The organism is Actinosynnema sp. NPDC059797 (assembly GCF_042732085.1).
GTDB lineage: Bacteria > Actinomycetota > Actinomycetes > Mycobacteriales > Pseudonocardiaceae > Actinosynnema.
Window position 1 is genome coordinate 1 of sequence record NZ_JBHWIE010000152.1, and the last position, 17,023, is coordinate 17,023.

At 73.2% G+C, this 17,023-nt stretch carries 20 protein-coding genes; 9 read left to right on the forward strand and 11 right to left on the reverse strand.

Translation table 11 applies throughout. The features are described 5' to 3' along the window. The first annotated feature begins 120 nt into the window (after positions 1-120). From menE to ACFV4N_RS26965, 3 genes are all read left to right on the forward strand, one after another. Positions 121-1,179, forward strand: a complete 1,059-nt coding sequence (menE, locus tag ACFV4N_RS26955; protein WP_499675408.1) for an o-succinylbenzoate--CoA ligase — start codon at positions 121-123, stop codon at positions 1,177-1,179. Positions 1,180-1,306: 127 nt separating this feature from the next. Beyond that, on the forward strand, positions 1,307-2,506 hold the full coding sequence (locus ACFV4N_RS26960) for a DUF8814 domain-containing protein (RefSeq protein ID WP_499675391.1): 1,200 nt from the start codon (positions 1,307-1,309) through the stop codon (positions 2,504-2,506). A gap of 45 nt (positions 2,507-2,551) precedes the next feature. Next, entirely contained in the window at positions 2,552-3,424 is an 873-nt protein-coding gene (locus ACFV4N_RS26965; RefSeq protein ID WP_499675392.1) for a 1,4-dihydroxy-2-naphthoate polyprenyltransferase, read from the forward strand. A gap of 157 nt (positions 3,425-3,581) precedes the next feature. Here ACFV4N_RS26965 and ACFV4N_RS26970 read toward each other — a convergent pair whose 3' ends face one another. Next, positions 3,582-3,980, reverse strand: coding sequence for a hypothetical protein (locus tag ACFV4N_RS26970; protein WP_499675393.1), 399 nt, complete (start codon positions 3,978-3,980; stop codon positions 3,582-3,584). A 69-nt stretch (positions 3,981-4,049) separates the two neighbouring features. Continuing rightward, the gene (gene cds1 / locus ACFV4N_RS26975) at positions 4,050-5,099 is read right to left on the reverse strand and encodes an L-cysteine desulfhydrase Cds1 (RefSeq protein WP_499675394.1); all 1,050 of its coding nucleotides are present in this window, start codon (positions 5,097-5,099) and stop codon (positions 4,050-4,052) included. A 68-nt stretch (positions 5,100-5,167) separates the two neighbouring features. Between cds1 and ACFV4N_RS26980 the strand changes: the two genes are divergently transcribed. The 3 genes from ACFV4N_RS26980 to ACFV4N_RS26990 all read left to right on the forward strand — a co-directional run bounded on the left by ACFV4N_RS26980 (position 5,168) and on the right by ACFV4N_RS26990 (position 6,831). After that, positions 5,168-6,160: an ADP-ribosylglycohydrolase family protein gene (locus ACFV4N_RS26980; protein WP_499675395.1), complete on the forward strand. Its 993-nt coding sequence runs from the start codon at positions 5,168-5,170 to the stop codon at positions 6,158-6,160. Positions 6,161-6,226: 66 nt separating this feature from the next. Further along, entirely contained in the window at positions 6,227-6,535 is a 309-nt protein-coding gene (locus ACFV4N_RS26985; protein WP_499675396.1) for a PadR family transcriptional regulator, read from the forward strand. Then, positions 6,532-6,831, forward strand: a complete 300-nt coding sequence (locus ACFV4N_RS26990) for a hypothetical protein (protein WP_499675397.1) — start codon at positions 6,532-6,534, stop codon at positions 6,829-6,831. The genes ACFV4N_RS26985 and ACFV4N_RS26990 overlap by 4 nt, the downstream gene beginning before the upstream one ends. 40 nt (positions 6,832-6,871) lie before the next feature. Here ACFV4N_RS26990 and ACFV4N_RS26995 read toward each other — a convergent pair whose 3' ends face one another. Beyond that, complete coding sequence (locus tag ACFV4N_RS26995) at positions 6,872-7,135, reverse strand: DUF4229 domain-containing protein (RefSeq protein ID WP_499675398.1); 264 nt, start codon at positions 7,133-7,135, stop codon at positions 6,872-6,874. A gap of 30 nt (positions 7,136-7,165) precedes the next feature. Beyond that, positions 7,166-7,627, reverse strand: a complete 462-nt coding sequence (locus ACFV4N_RS27000; RefSeq protein ID WP_344036244.1) for an Lrp/AsnC family transcriptional regulator — start codon at positions 7,625-7,627, stop codon at positions 7,166-7,168. 150 nt (positions 7,628-7,777) lie between these two features. On the opposite strand from ACFV4N_RS27000, the gene ACFV4N_RS27005 reads away from it, so the two are divergent. After that, positions 7,778-7,996 (forward strand): BldC family transcriptional regulator, encoded by a 219-nt coding sequence (locus ACFV4N_RS27005; protein WP_499675399.1) that lies wholly within the window; start codon positions 7,778-7,780, stop codon positions 7,994-7,996. A gap of 52 nt (positions 7,997-8,048) precedes the next feature. Next, positions 8,049-8,228 (forward strand): hypothetical protein, encoded by a 180-nt coding sequence (locus ACFV4N_RS27010; protein ID WP_499675400.1) that lies wholly within the window; start codon positions 8,049-8,051, stop codon positions 8,226-8,228. 38 nt (positions 8,229-8,266) lie between these two features. Here ACFV4N_RS27010 and ACFV4N_RS27015 read toward each other — a convergent pair whose 3' ends face one another. From ACFV4N_RS27015 to ACFV4N_RS27030, 4 genes are all read right to left on the reverse strand, one after another. Beyond that, on the reverse strand, positions 8,267-9,748 hold the full coding sequence (locus ACFV4N_RS27015; RefSeq protein WP_499675401.1) for a MinD/ParA family ATP-binding protein: 1,482 nt from the start codon (positions 9,746-9,748) through the stop codon (positions 8,267-8,269). Between the two features lie 134 nt (positions 9,749-9,882). Next, positions 9,883-10,821, reverse strand: a complete 939-nt coding sequence (gene ccsB, locus ACFV4N_RS27020) for a c-type cytochrome biogenesis protein CcsB (protein ID WP_499675402.1) — start codon at positions 10,819-10,821, stop codon at positions 9,883-9,885. Further along, positions 10,821-12,365 carry a cytochrome c biogenesis protein ResB gene (gene resB, locus ACFV4N_RS27025; RefSeq protein WP_499675409.1) on the reverse strand — a complete coding sequence of 515 codons (1,545 nt, stop codon included), beginning with the start codon at positions 12,363-12,365 and terminating at the stop codon, positions 10,821-10,823. The genes ccsB and resB overlap by 1 nt, the downstream gene beginning before the upstream one ends. Before the next feature lie 2 nt (positions 12,366-12,367). Next, a complete protein-coding gene (locus ACFV4N_RS27030) occupies positions 12,368-13,144 on the reverse strand; it encodes a cytochrome c biogenesis CcdA family protein (protein ID WP_499675403.1) in 777 nt (258 codons plus the stop codon). 166 nt (positions 13,145-13,310) lie between these two features. On the opposite strand from ACFV4N_RS27030, the gene ACFV4N_RS27035 reads away from it, so the two are divergent. Further along, entirely contained in the window at positions 13,311-14,294 is a 984-nt protein-coding gene (locus ACFV4N_RS27035) for a M64 family metallopeptidase (protein WP_499675404.1), read from the forward strand. Positions 14,295-14,348: 54 nt separating this feature from the next. Here the strand turns inward: ACFV4N_RS27035 and ACFV4N_RS27040 are convergent, their stop codons facing one another. From ACFV4N_RS27040 to hemL, 3 genes are read right to left on the reverse strand one after another with little or no spacing between them, the layout of a single operon-like run. Then, positions 14,349-14,927 (reverse strand): TlpA disulfide reductase family protein, encoded by a 579-nt coding sequence (locus ACFV4N_RS27040; RefSeq protein ID WP_499675405.1) that lies wholly within the window; start codon positions 14,925-14,927, stop codon positions 14,349-14,351. Further along, complete coding sequence (locus ACFV4N_RS27045; protein WP_499675406.1) at positions 14,924-15,580, reverse strand: histidine phosphatase family protein; 657 nt, start codon at positions 15,578-15,580, stop codon at positions 14,924-14,926. Before ACFV4N_RS27045 ends, ACFV4N_RS27040 begins: the two co-directional genes overlap by 4 nt. Beyond that, positions 15,577-16,878, reverse strand: a complete 1,302-nt coding sequence (gene hemL / locus ACFV4N_RS27050; RefSeq protein ID WP_499675407.1) for a glutamate-1-semialdehyde 2,1-aminomutase — start codon at positions 16,876-16,878, stop codon at positions 15,577-15,579. Before hemL ends, ACFV4N_RS27045 begins: the two co-directional genes overlap by 4 nt. Between the last annotated feature and the right edge of the window lie 145 nt (positions 16,879-17,023).

The following is a 17,023-nucleotide window of genomic DNA, read 5'->3' on the forward strand; positions in this document are numbered from 1 at the left end:
GCCACCGACCCAGCCACCAACCCGGCTGCCACCAACCCGGCCGCCGACCCAGCCGCCGATCCCGCAGCCCGAAGCCACACCGAAGCCAAGGGAGGTACCGAAGCGCCCCCACGCCTCCTCATCGCCCAGCCGAGCGCCGCTGCGCTCCAAGCCACCGACCCGCCCTCCTCTCCTCCCCCTCCTCCTCTCCCTCCCCTCCAGGGCTGGGAGACCGAGGCGGTGCTGGCGGTGGGCACGTCCGGCTCCACCGGCGAGCCCAAGACCGTCCTGCTGTCCGCCTCGGCGCTGGTGGCCTCGGCCGAGCTGACGCACGCCCGGCTCGGTGGGCCCGGCACGTGGCTGCTGGCCCTGCCGACCACCCACATCGCCGGCATCCAGGTGCTGGTCCGCTCGATCGTGGCCGGGACGGAGCCGGGGGTCATGGACCTCGCCGGCGGCTTCCGGGCTTCCGGGTTCGCCGCCGCCGCGCGGGCCGTGCTGGCTCGGCCCGGGCGGCACTACACGGCGCTCGTCCCGACCCAGCTCTCGCGGCTGGTCGCCACCGACGGGCCGGGGCTGGCCGCGGCGCGGGCGTTCGACGCGGTGCTCATCGGCGGTGCGGCCACGCCTCCGTCGCTGCTCAAGCGGGCTCGTGACCTCGGGGTCCGGGTCGTCACCACCTACGGCATGAGCGAGACGTCCGGTGGCTGCGTGTACGACGGGCTGCCGCTCGACGGCGTCCACGTCCGGCTCGTCGGCGGGCGCATCGAGATCCGCGGGCCGGTCCTGGCGCTGGGCTACCAGGGCGGCGAGCGGTTCGGGGAGTGGTTCCGGACCGGCGACCTCGGGCGCATCCGCGCCGACGGCACGCTGGAGGTGCTCGGGCGCGCCGACGACGTGATCATCAGCGGTGGCGAGAACATCGCGCCCACGCTGGTCGAGCGGGTCCTGGTGGCCCAGCGCGGCGTGCACGAGGCGTGCGCGGTCGGCCTGCCCGACCCCGAGTGGGGCCAGGTGGTGGCCGCCGCCGTGGTGCCCGAGGATCCCGACCGCCTGCCGGACCTCGACGCGTTGCGTGCAGCGGTCGGTGACTCGATCGGGCGGTTCGCTGTTCCGAAACAGGTGATTTTCGTGTCCGAGCTCCCGCTGCGGGGACCTGGAAAAGTGGATCGGAGAGCTGTCGCCCGCTCGTTTGGGTGAGTTTTTCTCCAAGCAACATGGTTGTTGGTTGACAGGTAACTCCTAGCGCGATTGGCTCAGCGGTGCCGCGACACGTGGCCCTGCCGCGGTCCCCACCGCACCGCGTGTCCGGACGAGGAGTGCTGCGATGACCAGGCGCTACCTGTTACCGCTCGCTGTCGCCGTCGCCCTGACCACGGCTCTGGCGGCACCCGCCGTGGCCGCGGGCGACACCCAGTGGCGAGCCGACCTGACCACGATCAACGACGACGACACCGGCGTCACCGCGGATCGGGGCGCCGTGCGGCTCGACCGCGCCGCGCCCGCGCCCGCGAGCGCGCGGCGGGCTTCCGCGCGCACCGGCTTCCTGCTGCTCGACCCCCGGGAGCTGGGCACGCCGGCCAACGCGGTCGCCGCGACCGTCCAGAGCACCGTCCCGGACGGCGCGGAGGTGGCCGTGGACGTGCGCGGCGCGCTCGGCGGCGACCAGTGGACCGAGTGGGTCGAGGCCCGTCCCGACGCGCCCGCGGTCCTGCCGCGGACCGTGGGGACCGTTCAGGTCAGGCTCGCGCTGACGGCCGAGGGCGCCTCGCCCGAGGTGCGGCGGCTCGACCTGCGCGCGTTCAACCGGCCGGCCCGCGAGGGCGTCGCCGCGGAGGCCGCGGGCCTGTCCTACCGGGTCTACGCCACGCGCGAGGGCCTGGTCGGCGGCACCACGGCGAACGGCCACGTGATCGTGGCCCGCGACCACTTCGCGGCCCTGCCGTCGCGGCGCGGCCTGTCGCCCAAGGGCACCGGCACCTACAGCGTGCGGGTGTGCGCGGCGAACGGCCGCTGCGAGTGGGCGCCGATCTGGGACGTCGGCCCGTGGAACACCAAGGACGACTACTGGAACCCGGCGGCCACCCGCGAGTCGTGGCGGGACCTGCCCCAGGGCAAGCCGCAGGCCCAAGCCGCCTACCAGGACGGCTACAACGGCGGCAAGGACCAGTTCGGGCGCACCGTCGGCAACCCCGCGGGCATCGACCTGGCCGACGGCACGTTCTGGGACGGGCTGAAGCTGACCGACAACGCGTGGGTGACCGTCACCTACCAGTGGACCGGCTCCGGTCCGGCCGGGTTCGTGCGCACCTCCAGCACCCCGCTGAACGTGCGCAGCGCCGCGAGCAGCACGGCCGCCCAGGTCGGCCTGGCCGCCAACTACGCGCAGGTGCGGGTCGAGTGCCAGGTCACCGGTGAGTCGGTGTCGGGCACGCAGGGCACGTCGAACATCTGGTACCGGATCGCCGCGGGCAAGTTCATCGCCAAGGCGTACGTGACGGGCGTCTCCGGCGCCACGAACTGCTGACACCCGGAAGCGGGTCCCCGTTCACCATGTCGGAGGATGTTCGACATGGCCACAGTCGCCCAGTGGGTGTCGGGGACCCGCCCCCGCACGCTGCCGAACTCGATCGCGCCGGTCCTCGTCGGCGCGGGCGCCGCGCACCACGTCGACGGCTTCAACCTCACGTGGTCCCTGCTGGCGCTGGTCGTCTCCGTCGCCCTCCAGGTCGGCGTGAACTACGCCAACGACTACTCGGACGGCATCCGCGGCACCGACGCCAACCGCGTCGGCCCGTTCCGCCTGGTCGGCTCGGGCGCGGCGAACCCGAAGGCGGTGCGCCTGGCGGCGTTCGCGGCACTCGGCGTCGCCGCGGTCGCCGGCCTGCTGCTGGTCGTGCTGACCGGCCGGTACTGGATGATCGCGTTCGGCGCGGTGTGCATCGCGGGGGCGTGGTTCTACACGGGCGGGCGCAAGCCGTACGGGTACGCGGGACTGGGCGAGCTGGCCGTGTTCCTGTTCTTCGGCCCGGCGGCCGTGCTGGGCACGCTGTACGTGCAGACCGGCGAGATCACCGGCATCGGCATCGGCGGCGCCGTGGCGATGGGCGCGTTCTCCACCGGGGTGATGATCGCCAACAGCCTGCGCGACATCCCGACCGACGTGCAGGCGGGCAAGCGCACCCTGGCCACCACCCTGGGCGACAAGGACTCGCGCCGCCTCTACCTGGCCCTGGTCGCCGTCCCGTTCGTGATCACGCTGGCCGTCTGCCTGCGCGAGCCGCTGTCCCTGCTCGGCTTCCTCGCCCTGCCGCTGGTGGTCCTCGGCGCGCGGCGCGTCGCGAGGGGCGACAAGGGCCGCGACCTGATCCCGGTCCTGCGCGACACCGGCCTGGCGATGCTGGTCTGGGGCATCGCGGTGCCCGCCGCCCTGGTCCTGGGCTGAGCAGTCCTGGGCTGAGCCGACCTGGGCCGGGCCGAGCCCCCGCGCGGGGCCGCATCGCGCCGCGTCGACCAGGGCTACACCGGGCCGCGCTGGGCCGCGCTGGGCAGGATCGCACCAGGCCGGGTCGAGCAGGCCAGGCGGGAAGGTGCGCGGTGCCCTACCAGGCGTCCTCGGTGAAGCTCATCGGCTCGTCGTCGTCCTGGGGCTTGGGCTTCGGCCGCTCCACGCGCGGCTCCTCGCCGCGGCACAGCGCCGCCAGCGCGGCCCGGTCGGCCTCCAGGGCCGCCCGCACCCCCCGGTCGCCCGCCGCCTCGCCCATCAGGACCTGCCGCCAGCTCAGGTGGCCGCCCGCTATCCGCCGCTGGAGGGCCTGCAGCTCCGGCGACGCCTCGTTGGACTTCGCGTACTGCATGACCCGCCGCACGTCTTCGGCCGACGGCTCGCGCCGGGGGTGGCGCAGCTCGGCCGCCTCGCGCACGGCCCGGTCCGCGTCGGCGACCGACCTGGCCAGCACGTCTTCGGCGGTGAGCACCTCTGCGGTCCGCCACGAGCCCACCACGCACCCCTTTCCGTCAACCGCTGCGACGCACGACGTCCGCCGCGCGTTCCACCGCGACCGGAAAAATCAACCGCACCAGGTGCCCGTGGCCCGGAACCGGACCAGCGCCTCCAGGTGCGGCGCCAGGTCCATGCCCTGCCCGGCCACCCACTCGTCGTCGTAGTAGGTGTCCGCGTAGCGCTCGCCGCCGTCGCACAGCAGGGTCACGACGCTGCCCCGCTGCCGCGAGGCCCGCATCTCCGCGATCAGCTGGAACGCGCCCCACAGGTTCGTGCCGGTCGACCCGCCGACCCGCCTGCCGAGCACCTCCTCGACGTGCCTGATGGTGGCCACCGACGCCGCGTCGGGCACCTTGATCATGCGGTCGATGACGCTGCCGATGAACGACGGCTCGACGCGCGGGCGCCCGATGCCCTCGATCCGCGACCCCCGCGCCCCGACCAGGGACGTGTCGCCGTCGCGCCACGCGTCGAAGAACACCGAGTGCTCCGGGTCCACCACGGCCAGCCTGGTCCGCAGCCGCCGGTAGTGGATGTAGCGGCCGATGGTGGCGCTGGTGCCGCCGGTGCCCGCACCGACCACGACCCACTCCGGCTCGGGCGCGGACTCCATCGCCATCTGCCCGAACACGGACTCCGCGATGTTGTTGTTGCCGCGCCAGTCGGTGGCCCGCTCGGCGTGGGTGAACTGGTCCATGAAGTGCCCGCCGAGGTCCGCCGCCAGCCGCCGCGACTCGTCGTAGATCGCGCCGGGCTCGTCGACGAAGTGGCACCGCCCGCCCTGGCGCTCGATCAGCGCCACCTTCTCCGGGCTGGTCGACCGGGGCATCACGGCGATGAACGGCAGCCCCAGCAGCCGCGCGAAGTACGCCTCGGACACCGCCGTCGACCCCGACGACGCCTCGATCACCGGGGTGCCGCCGACGATCCAGCCGTTGCAGATGGCGTACAGGAACAGCGACCTGGCCAGGCGGTGCTTGAGCGAGCCCGTGGGGTGGGTGGACTCGTCCTTCAGGTACAGGTCGATGCCCCACTCCAGAGGCAGGGGGAAGTGCAGCAGGTGGGTGTCGGCGCTGCGGTTGGCGTCCGCCTCGATGATGCGGACCGCCTCGCACACCCAGTCCCGGGTCCGGGAACTGCATCGGTCTACCGAAGTAATCACGCCGGCACGATAACTTCTCCACCGTGACCTCACCCCTGAGCAGCTTGTTCCGCGGCAGCCTCCTCGCCGGCGCCGTCGGCGACGCGCTCGGCGGCTCGATCGAGTTCGACCGGATCGACCGCATCCGGGGCCGCTTCGGCCCGTCGGGCCTCACCGACTACGCGCCCGCCTACGGCCGGCTGGGCGCGATCACGGACGACACCCAGATGACCCTGTTCACGCTGGAGGGCCTGCTCCTGGCCCGCCGGCGGGGCAGCGACCCGGTGCACGAGGTGCGCATGGCCTACGGGCGCTGGCTGCGCACCCAGGGCGGCCCCGAGGCGCCGCACGACGGGTGGCTGCTGGACGTGCCCGAGCTGCACCAGCAGCGCGCGCCCGGCAACACGTGCCTCACCGCGCTGCGCTCGGGCGTGCTGGGCACGGTGGACAACCCGATCAACGACTCCAAGGGCTGCGGCGCGGTGATGCGCGCGGCGCCCGTGGCGCTGTGGTCCGACGACCCGCGCGAGGTGTTCGACCTGGCCGCCGCGACGGGTGCGCTCACCCACGGCCACCCCAGCGGCTACCTGTCGGCGGGCGTGCTGGCGGTGCTCGTGCAGCAGGTGCTGGCCGGGGCCGGGCTGCTCGAGGCGGTCGGGCGGGCCCGCGCCGAGCTGGTCGGCAGACCCGGGCACGAGGAGCAGCTCAGCCTGCTGGACCTGGCCGTGGAGCTGGGCACGCGCGGCGTGCGGCCGACGCCCGAGGTGATCGAGACGGCGCTGGGCGGCGGCTGGGTCGGCGAGGAGGCGCTGGCGATCGCGGTGCTCACCGCGCTGGCCGCCCGCGACCTGCCGGACGGCCTGCTGCTCGCGGTCAACCACTCGGGTGACAGTGACTCGACCGGCGCGCTGTGCGGCAACCTGCTGGGCGCGCGGGACGGCGCCGGGGCGATCCCGTCGCACTGGTCGTCGGAGCTGGAGCTGGCCGACGTGGTGGACCGGCTGGCGGGTGAGGCGGCCGAGGTGTTCGGGCTCTGACCCCGACCGGACCGGGTGCGCCCGCCCCCGTGGACACTCTTAATCTACATAGGTAGTCTGAGGGGCGTGGAACCACTCGGGCGCATCGGACGGGCCACCGTCGACGTGCTGGCCGTGCTGCTGGAGAGCGACCGGCCGCGCTGGGGCCTGGAGCTGATCAAGCTGACCGGTCGGCCGTCGGGCAGCGTCTACCCGCTGCTCGACCGCCTCGAACGCGCGGGCTGGGTCACCTCCGAGTGGGACGACGACAGCGACCGGCGCGGACCGCGCCGCCGCATGTACGCGCTCACGCCCGAGGGCGCCCGCGAAGCCGTCCGGGTCCGCGCCCGGAAGGCGGGCCCCGCGCCCTCCACCCGACCGGAGGTAGCCCGATGACCCGTCTCGCCCTGGCCCTGGTGCGCGCGGCCGCCGCCCTGCTCCCGCCCGCCGAGCGGGACCGCTACCGCGAGCAGTGGCGGGCCGACGTGGCGGGCGCCCGGGAGGCGGGCCTGCACCCGCTGGGGATCGCGCTCGGCGCGATCCGCGTCGCCCACCGGGAACGCGGCCCGGTGTTGCTGCCCGTGGGCCCGTTGGCGCTGGCCCTGCGGCTGCGCGAGAGCACGAACGTCGGCGCGGTGCTGGCGGTGCTGCTGCTGGCGAACCTCGGCGGGTCGATCCTGCTGGTGCTGTGAGGTCCGGGACCCGCGCCGGCCGGACGGCGACCCGCGAAGGCTAGGCGGCGCCGCCGTCGCCGCGCAGCTGGGCGCGCAACCGCTCGCGCTCGGCGCGGCGGACGGCCTGCTTGGCCTCCAGGCCCTGCGCGACCCGGTTGCGCAGCCCGCTGAACACGAACAGCGACAGGGGCAGCGCCACGACCACGCCCACAGCGAGCGCGACCAGCAGCGGCACGTCGACGAGCACGAGCAGCGCGGTGATCGCGGCGACCATGCCCAGGCGCGCGCAGATGTAGAGCGTCACATCACGACCCAGGTGCACGGTTACCCAGGCTACGCCGCCCCGCGCGGCTCAGGCGTCGGGGCCGGTCGTGGCGGTGTTGGGGCGGCCCTCGAACCGGGTGGACAGCACCACCGTGGTGCGGGTGCGCGCGACGCCGGGGATGCGCCGCAGCCTGCCCAGCGACCGCTCCAGCTCGTCCACCGTGGCCACCCGGACCTTGACGATGAACGACTCGTCGCCGGCCACCCGGTAGCACGACTCGACCTCGACCAGCTCCCCGAGCGCGACGGCCAGCTCGTCGTCGTCCGCGGTGTCGGTGGGGTGGACGCCGATCAGCGCGGTCACCCCCAGGCCGACGGCGCTCGGGTCGACCACGGCGTGGTAGCCGGTGATGACGCCGGTGGCTTCGAGCTTGCCGACCCGCTCGTGCACGGCGGAGGCCGAGAGGCCGACCTTCCGGCCCAGGTCGGCGTAGGTGGCCCGACCGTTCACCCGGAGGGCGGCGATGATCTGGCGATCAAGAGCGTCCACCGGGTACAGGGTAGGGCCACCGGGGTCGATGTCCGAACCGCACGCTTCGTCCCTTACTACCTCTTTACCATCACCCAAGCGTTCGAGTACCCGAAGGGTGTGATGCCACGATGCGTCCGGTACGTCTGTTCACCACCGGGGAGGATCACCGTGACCGTGACGCAGGGACACCAGGGGGAACGGCTGCTCACGCCGGGCGAGGTCGCGAACCTGTTCCGGGTCGACCCCAAGACGGTGACGCGGTGGGCCACCGCGGGCCGCATCGGCTCCATCCGCACGCCGGGCGGGCACCGCAGGTTCCGCGAGTCCGAGGTCCACGAGCTGCTGTCGCAGCTGACCACCGAGGCGACCGAGCCCGTCAGGCACTGACGGCGCGCACCTCCGCCACGCGGGTAATCTCGTGGCAAAGGAGGTGGCGACCATGCTGTACCTGCTCGCGGTGGTCGGTGCGCTGACGATCGCCGTGTTGCTGTGGCGTGCGTTCGGACCGGACCGGGTCGATACCGCCCCCAGCCGCCGGTTCGTGGCACCGGACGACAACCCGGATTTCCTGCGCAAGCTCGGTGAGCAGCGCAAGAAGGCGCAGGACGAGGAAGAGTGACGCCGGGGGCCTCGCCACCGAGGCCCCCTCGTCGTGGGCTAGTTGTTGGGGAAGTCGTCCGCCACGGTGGCGGCCAGCTCCAGCAGGGCCAACCGGGTCGCCGGCGCGAGCTTGTCCAGCTCGATCTCGGCGCCCTCCTCCAGGTGCGAGTCGAACGGGATGCGCACCACCGCGCGGCACCGCTGCGAGAAGTGCGCGGCCAGCTTGTCCAGGTCCACCTTGCCCGATCCCGGCCGCACCGAGTTGATCACCACGACGGACTTCGCGACCAGGTCGCGGTAGCCGTGCGCGTCCAGCCAGTCGAGCGTCGCCGCCGAGGTCTGCGCGCCGTCCACCGAGCCGGACGACACGAGCACCAGCGAGTCGGCCTGGTCGAGCACGCCCTTCATGGCGGAGTGCATCAGACCGGTGCCGCAGTCGGTGAGCACGATGTTGTAGAACAGCTCCAGCAGGGACACCGTGCGCAGGTAGTCCTGGTCGCTGAACGCCTCCGACACGGCCGGGTCCTGGTCGGACGCCAGCACCTCCAGCCGGCTGGGCGACTGCGAGGTGTACGCGCGCACGTCGCTGTACTTGGTGACCCGCGAGGCGTCGCGCAGCAGGTGCCGCACGGTCGCCGTGGTCTCCCGGGGCACCTTCAGCGCCAGCGTGCCGCGGTCGGGGTTGGCGTCCACCGCGATCACCCGGTCACCGCGCAGCGACGAGAACGTCGAGCCCAGCGTGGTCGTGGTGGTGGTCTTGCCGACGCCGCCCTTGAGGCTCAGCATCGCGATCTTGTAGCACCCGCGCAGCGGCTGGTTGATCCGCGCGATCAGCTCGCGCCGCCGCAGGTCGGCCGGGCTCTCGCCCAGGTTGACCAGGCCGCCGGTCACCACGTGCAGGGTCTTGCGCCAGCCGGACTGCGGCGGGCGCTTCGTGCGCTTGATCAGCTCCTGCGACGACACCGAGTTGGCGTTGGCCTGCTGCGGCGACGGCTGCTGCGGCTGGACGCTCTGCGGGAAGTTGTTGGGGAACCCGCCCTGGTACTGCGCGCCCTGGTACTGGCCCTGGCCCACCGGGTACGGGCCGGACGGACCGCCCGCGACCTGGTACGGCCCCGACTGCGCGCCGGGCACCTGGTACGGGCCGGACTGCGCGCCGGGCACCTGGTACGCGCCCGACGGACCGCCCGCGACCTGGTAGGGACCGGACTGCGCGCCCGGCACCTGGTAGGCGCCCGACGGACCGCCCGCGACCTGGTACGGACCCGACTGGCCGCCGGCCTGCTGCTGCGGACCGGGCTGGCCCGGCACCTGGTACGGGCCGGAGGGCGCGCCCTGCGCCGGGAAGCCGCCGGAGGGCGGACCGGTCACCGGACCGGAGTTCGACGGGTCCAGGTACACCGTCTGCGGCTCCACGTACTGGGCGCCGGCCCCCTGCTCGACCTGGTGACCGCCCGACTGGTTCGGGTTGGGCTGCTGCCCCTCCTCGCCGGGCGGCTGCTGCCACGACGGCTCGGGATTCTCGTAGCGACCGGTCACCGCTGGGGTCCTCCCTGAGCTGAGCGGATCGAGACCTCCCCGACCCCACGCGTCCGACGGTAGCCGGGGACGAGTGGTTCCACGACACCGGGTACGAACTGGGCGGAGGTCTTGCGAGCTGCTGATCTGCGCGATCAGCCGACACCCGCGTACGAGTGCAACCCAGTCGTTACGAGGTTGATGAAGAACAGGTTGAACACGGTCAGCGCGAAGCCCAGCGAGTTGACCCACGCCGCCGGCCTGCCGCGCCAGCCCGCCGTGGCCCGCGCGTGCAGGTACGCCGCGTAGACGACCCACGACACGAACGCCACGGTCTCCTTGGGGTCCCAGCCCCAGAACCGGCCCCACGCCGCCTCGGCCCAGATGGCGCCGCAGATGATGCCGATGGTGAACAGCGGGAACGCGAACACCGTGCTGCGGTAGGCGAGCCGGTCGAGCATGTCGGCGTCGGGCAGCTTGACGAACCGCGCGCGGCCGGAGGACTTCAGCAGGAACAGCACGCTGGCCACGCCGGGCACCAGCAGGATGCCGCTGGACACCGAGATCACCGACACGTGCACCACGAGCCAGTACGACTGGAGCGGCGGCGGCACGGGCGACGCCTCGGCGTAGAGGACGGTGCCGCCGAGGAACATCAGGATGACGACCGGCACCAGCACGAACCCGCCGAGCTTGCGCACCGGGAACATGCGCGCCAGCACCAGCCACGTCACCACGCCCGCGAGCGTGAGCAGCGACATGTACTCGTACATGTTGCTCCACGGCACGCGCCCGGTGGCGAACCCGCGCAGCACCAGGGAGCCCGCCTGGAGCAGCACGCCCAGCACGTTCAGCGCCAGCCCCATGCGGCCCAGGCGCTCGGCGCGGGACCTCTCCGGCCTGGTCACGCGGCCCGGCGCCCACGTGCCGTCGGCCTGCGTGCCGCCCGCGGCGACCAGCGCGGCGGCCTTGGCCTTGGCGGGCCGGGCGAACGCGGCCTCGCACAGGTACAGCGCGGCGGCGAGGAAGTAGACCAGCACGGCCGCGCCGTAGGTCCAGTCGCTATAGGTCGACAGGGTCTGGTTGACCGGCATCAGCTGCCCTCCTTGAGTGCGAGCAGGTCGCGGGACAAGCCGCCGAACTCCTCGCCGTACCCGGCCTGGTCGGTCCGCGCGAGGCCGCCGACCTCAATCAAAGTACGCCCGTCCCCCAGCGGCGTCGCCCGCACCCAGACCCGGCGGCGCTTGATGCTCAGCGACACGCCCAGGCCGATGATGACCAGCACGGAGAACACCAGGACCCAGTTCTGCGCCGGGTCGTGCGAGACCTGGAGGGACACCCAGTCGCGCACGCCCTCGAAGCGGACGGTGGTGCCGTCGTCGAGGGTGAGCTGCTCGCCCTCCCGGAGGTTCTGCCGGGCGACGCGCCGGAGCTTGCCGTCGTCGACCATCTTCTGGTCGAGGGAGAAGATGGACTGGCCGCGGCCGGAGTCGGTGCCGAGGTCGCCGCGGTAGACGTCGATGGCGACGGCGGGGTCGTTCGCCGCGGGGAACGCCGAGTCCAGCAGCTCGCCGCGGAACGCGGCGGTGGGCGCGAGCAGGCCGGTGATCGCGAGCTGGCTGCGGCGGCGCTCCTCGGCGTCCGGCACGTCCGGCGGGTCGAACTTGGTCGCGCCCTCCGAGGCCAGCGTGACCGTGTTGACCGGCCGCCACTGGATGGCGCCGGTGCGGGTCTGGCCGTTCGGGAAGGTGACCGTGAACACCGGCGTGTAGCCGTGGCCGAGCAGGTAGACGCGGTCGCCCGCGGTGCGCAGCGGGCTGTTGACCCGCAGCGGGTAGGGCCGCCACGTGCCGCTGTCCAGGTCCGCGCCGGACTGGTACCCGATGTTCGCGAGGAAGCTCTCGGCCTGGCCGTTGTGCAGGTAGGAGGCGGAGAAGTCGTCCACCTTCACGCAGAACGGGGTGAGGTCCGAGCCGTCGACGCGCAGGCCGGGCCGGAACGTGTCGTAGTTGTAGACGCCGGAGTTGCAGAACTGGCCGCCGTTCGCCTGCACGATGACCTGGCCCTCGTAGCCGAACATCTTGCCCAGCGCGAACGCGACCAGCAGGCCCAGCAGCGAGAAGTGGAAGACCAGGTTGCCGGTCTCGCGCAGGTAGCCGCGCTCTGCGCTGACCGTGCGCACCCCGTCGGCTTCCTCGCGGGTGACGCGGCGCCAGCCCTTGAGTCGGCGCTCGGCGTGCGCGACGACGTCCTCGGGCGCGCCGTCGACCTCGGCGCTCGCGTGGTGCGGCATGCGGGCCAGGTTGCGCGGCGTGAGCACGGGCCTGGCCCGCATCTGCTTGAAGTACTCCCAGGTGCGCGGCAGCAGGCAGCCCACCAGGGAGACGAACAGCAGCACGTAGATCGCGGAGAACCAGTAGCTGGCGTAGACGTCGTAGAACTGGAGGTCGTCGAGGAACCGGCCCCACCAGCCGTTCGCGGCGATGTACTCGTCGACCTTGCGCGAGTTGAGCGAGCGCTGCGGCAGCAGGGCGCCCGGCATCGCGCCCAGGGCGAGCAGGAACAGCAGGGTCAGCGCGGTGCGCATGGCCGTGAGGCCGCGCCACGTGTTGCGCAGGAAGGCGAGGGCGGTGGTCAGCACTAGAGCGGCAGTTCCAGGTCGTTGACCACGGCGTCGCGCAGCCAGCCGACGAACTCGCCCCACAGGCCGGTGACCAGGGCGGCGCCGACCGCGATGAGCAGCACGCCGCCGAACACCTGCACCTGGCGCACGTGGCCGCGCAGCCAGCCGGTGACCCGCACCGCCCAGCGCGCGCCGAGCGCGATCAGCACGAACGGCAGGCCGAGGCCGAGGCAGTAGGCCACCACCAGCACCGCGCCGCGGGCCGTCGCCGAGCCGACCTCGGTGCTGCGGGCCAGCGCGAGCACGCCCGCGAGGGTCGGGCCGAGGCACGGGGTCCAGCCCAGCGCGAAGACGCCGCCCAGCAGCGGCGCGCCGATCAGGCCGGCGCTGGGCGCGCGGCGCAGGCGGACGTCCTTCTGGAGGGCCGGGACCAGGCCGATGAACACCAGGCCCATGGCGATGGTGACGACGCCGCCGATGCGCTGGAGGAGGTCGGTCTCCAACCAGAACAGGTCGGTCAGGCCGAGCACCACGAACGAGGTCAGGGCGAACACGATCGTGAAACCGAGGACGAACAGCAGCGCCGCGCCCGCCACCCGCCAGCGCCCGGTCTTGCGCGCCTCGTCGCCGGTGACGGCGGGCGCCTCCGCGCCGACCAGTCCCGCCAGGTAGGCGAGGTAGCCGGGGACGAGCGGGACCACGCACGGGGAGGCGAAGGAGATGGCCCCGGCCAGCACCGCCACCCCGGTCGCGAGCAGGATCGGGCCCGAGGTGGCCAGATCTGTCGGGTTCACGCGTCCAGGGTAAGTAGGGCCTTGACAGGGCCGCGCACCGGACTCCCTTAGGAGCGACCCGGCTCACAGCTCCGCGAGCCGAGTCGACCTTCTTCCCTGTTCGAGTGACCCCTAAACCCGACCATCAACCCTTGTGGGTGAACAATTGGCTTCATAGCGTGACGACATGCGCGTACACCGGCTGACCCTGCCGCTGCTGGCCGTCGCCTTCGCCGTCGTCGCCGCCCCCCTGCCCGGCGGCGCCGCGGAGCCCGGACCGGCCACCGGACCGGAACTGGAGTGGGTGGAGGTCTTCTCCCCCGACGGCGCCATCACGCGGACCGCCGTGCCCCGGGCCTTCGAGGCCGCGGCGGCGCCCGACGAAGTGGACGCCGAGGTGGTCGCCGTCCAGCAGACCGGCGCGCCGGACCAACGGTTCGACCTGGTGTTCGTGGGCGACGGCTACACGGCGGCGGAGATCGGGACCTTCCACTCGCACGTCGTGGACAAGTGGGCGGAGCTGTCCGCCGTGGAGCCGTTCGCCTCCTACAAGCAGTACTTCAACGTCTGGCAGGTCAACGTCGTCTCGCCCCAGTCCGGCGTGGACCACGACCCCACCCTCGGCGTCGCCCGCGACACGGCGCTCGACATGGGCTTCTGGTGCCAGGGCCGCGACCCCCAGACCGAGCGGCTGCTGTGCGTGAACCAGACCAAGGCCACGCAGTTCGCGGCGCTCGCGCCGGGGTCGGACCAGGTGATCGCGCTCGGCAACACCGCCAAGTACGGCGGCGCGGGCGGCGGCGTCGCCACCGCCGCGGGCGCGAACGACCAGGCCGGGCAGATCGCCGTGCACGAGCTGGGTCACTCGATCGGCGGGCTGGCCGACGAGTACGACTACCCCTACGACCGGTACGCGGGCGGTGAGCCGACCGAGGTCAACGTGACCGCGGACCCGAGCGGCGCGAAGTGGGCCGGGTACCTGGGGCAGCCCTCGCCGGACGGCGGGGTGGTCGGGGCGTTCGAGGGCGCCCGGTACCACCGGTTCGGGCTGTACCGGCCCACGGAGAACTCGATCATGCGCACGCTGGGGCGCGAGTTCAACCTGATCGGGCGGGACGCGATGGTCGAGGCGTTCCGCGCCCGGGTGCCGGAGTTGCAGACCGGGCGGTGAGGCGTCGGCGGGGCTTCCTCGGGAGACGGGGTCCGCTCGGGAGGCGGGGTCCTCTCAGGACTCCGCCACCAACTGGTCCACGATCGGCGTCAGGTCGCTCGCGATCACGCCGCCCAGGAACGCCGCCGCCACCCGGTGCCGCTTGTCCAGCACGAACGTCGCGGGCACCGTGTTCGGGTGCAGCCCGCGGAAGGCGAGCATCGCGCGCCCGGACTCGTCGTAGATCGACGGGTAGGTCAGGCGCCGGTTGCGCATGAAGTCGCGCGGCAGCTCCGTGGAGGTCTCCTTGACGTCCACGCCCAGCACCTGGACGCCCAGCGGGCCCTTCTCGTCCTGCACCTTCTGCAGCTCGGGCGCCTCCGTGCGGCACGGCGGGCACCACGCGCCCCAGATGTTGATCACGACGACCTTGCCCGCGAAGTCGGACAGCGAGATCGTCCGGCCGTCCTCCATCAGGCTCGGGCCGGTGAGCGCGCCCAGCTGCTTGCGCTCGTCGCCCTCGTAGCGGAGCTTGGTCTCCCCGTTCGGCGCGACCAGCTGGAACTCCCCGCCCGCGACGACCGCGTCGTCACCGGTCGAGCACGCGGTCGTGGCGATCAGCAGGGCGGCCAGGGCCGCGGCGAGCTTCCTCATGCGCCCGTCACCCGCGGGTTCGTCGCGCCGGCCGGTTCGGTGTAGACCAGCCGCACGAGCTGCTCGCCCTCGAACACCAGGCTCGTCAGGGACGCCAGCGAGCACTCGCGCCGCCGCGGGTCGTGCCACATCCGCTTGCCCTCCAGGAACCGCCGCAACGTCCAGATCGGCAACTGGTGCGACACGCACACCGCCTCGTGGCCCTCCGCCACCGCCCGCGCCCGCTGCACCGCGCCCAGCATCCGGTGCGCGATCTCCAGGTACGGCTCGCCCCACGACGGCAGGAACGGGTTGACCAGCTTCGGCCAGTGCTTCGGCGAGCGCAGCGCGCCGTCGCCGACCGACACCTTCAGGCCCTCGAACCGGTTGTCCGCCTCGATCAGCCGCTCGTCGGTGCCCAGCTCCAGCCGGTGGGAGTCGGCGATGGGCGCGGCCGTCTGCTGCGCCCGGTCCAGCGGCGAGGCGACCACGTGCGCGATGTCGTGGTCCGCCAGGTGCTCGGCCACGGTCAGCGCCTGCCGCCTGCCGCGCTCGGACAGCTTGAAGCCCGGGATGCGGCCGTAGAGGATGCCGGTCGGGTTGTGCACCTCGCCGTGCCGCAGCAGGTGGACGACGGTCCGGTTCCCGCCACCGGTGGGCGCGCGGTCCCTCACTTCGCCCCACCCTCCACGGCCCGGGCCGCCGCGCGGGCGGCGTGCGGCAGCGCGTCGGCGATCACCTCGAAGTCCTGCTCGGTCATGGCGGCGTTGACGAACCACGCCTCGAACGCGCTCGGCGGCGGGTAGACGCCGCGCTCCAGCAGGGCGTGGAAGAACGGCGGGAAGCGCCACGTCTCCGCCGCCTGCGCGCCCGCGTAGTCGACGACCTCGTCCTCGGTGAAGAACACGCTGACCAGGTTGCCCGCGAACTGCACCCGGTGCGCCACGCCCGCCTCGGTGAGCGCGGTGGCGAACAGCGAGCCCAGGCGCGAGGCGTTGGCGTCGAGCGTGCGGTAGACGTCGTCGGTCGCGGCGCGCAGCGTGGCCAGGCCGGCGGCCACCGCGACCGGGTTCCCGGACAGCGTGCCCGCCTGGTAGACCGGGCCGGACGGGGCGAGCCTGGCCATCACGTCCGCGCGCCCGCCGAACGCGGCGGCGGGCAGGCCGCCGGACATGACCTTGCCGAAGGTGTAGAGGTCGCCCTCGACGTTCTCCAGGCCGTACCAGCCGGCGCGCGACACGCGGAAGCCGGTCATGACCTCGTCCATGATCAGCAGCGCGCCGTCGGCGCGGCAGAGGTCGCGCAGCCCGGCGTTGTGCTTCGGGGCGACCGCGCCCATGTTGCCCGCGGCGGCCTCGGTGATGACGCAGGCGATCTCGCCCGGGTTGTCCGCGAAGGCCCGGCGGACGGCGTCGAGGTCGTTGTAGGGCAGCACGATCGTGTCGGCCGCCTGCGCGCCGGTCACGCCGGGCGAGGTGGGCAGGCCGAGGGTGGCGACGCCGGAGCCCGCCTGGGCGAGCAGCGCGTCCACGTGGCCGTGGTAGCAGCCCGCGAACTTGACGACCTTCCGCCTGCCGGTGAAGCCGCGGGCGAGGCGGATCGCGCTCATCGTGGCCTCGGTGCCGGAGTTGACCAGGCGGACCCGGTGCACCGGCGCGACGCGGTCGACGATCTCCGCGGCCAGCTCGATCTCGCCCTCGGTGGGCGTGCCGAAGGACAGGCCGTGGCCGGCCGCCTCGCGGACGGCCGCCACCACCTCGGGGTGGGCGTGGCCGAGGATCATCGGGCCCCAGGACGAGACGAGGTCGACGTACCGGTTGCCGTCGGCGTCCCACAGGTGCGGTCCCTCGCCGCGGACCATGAACCGCGGGGTGCCGCCGACCGAGTGGAACGCCCGGACCGGGGAGTTCACGCCGCCGGGGATGACCGCCGTCGCGCGCTCGAACAGTTCCTGGGATCGCGTCGCTGTCACGGGGTCCAGTCTCACACGTCGCGGTTTGTGACCTGCTGCACGTCGGGTGTTGGGGCCTGATGGGGTGGCGACGGCGGCGGGGTGGCGGCTGCGGGGTGGTGGGGGCTGCGGGGTGGTGCGGGGGAGGGGGGGGTGGGGCTAGCGG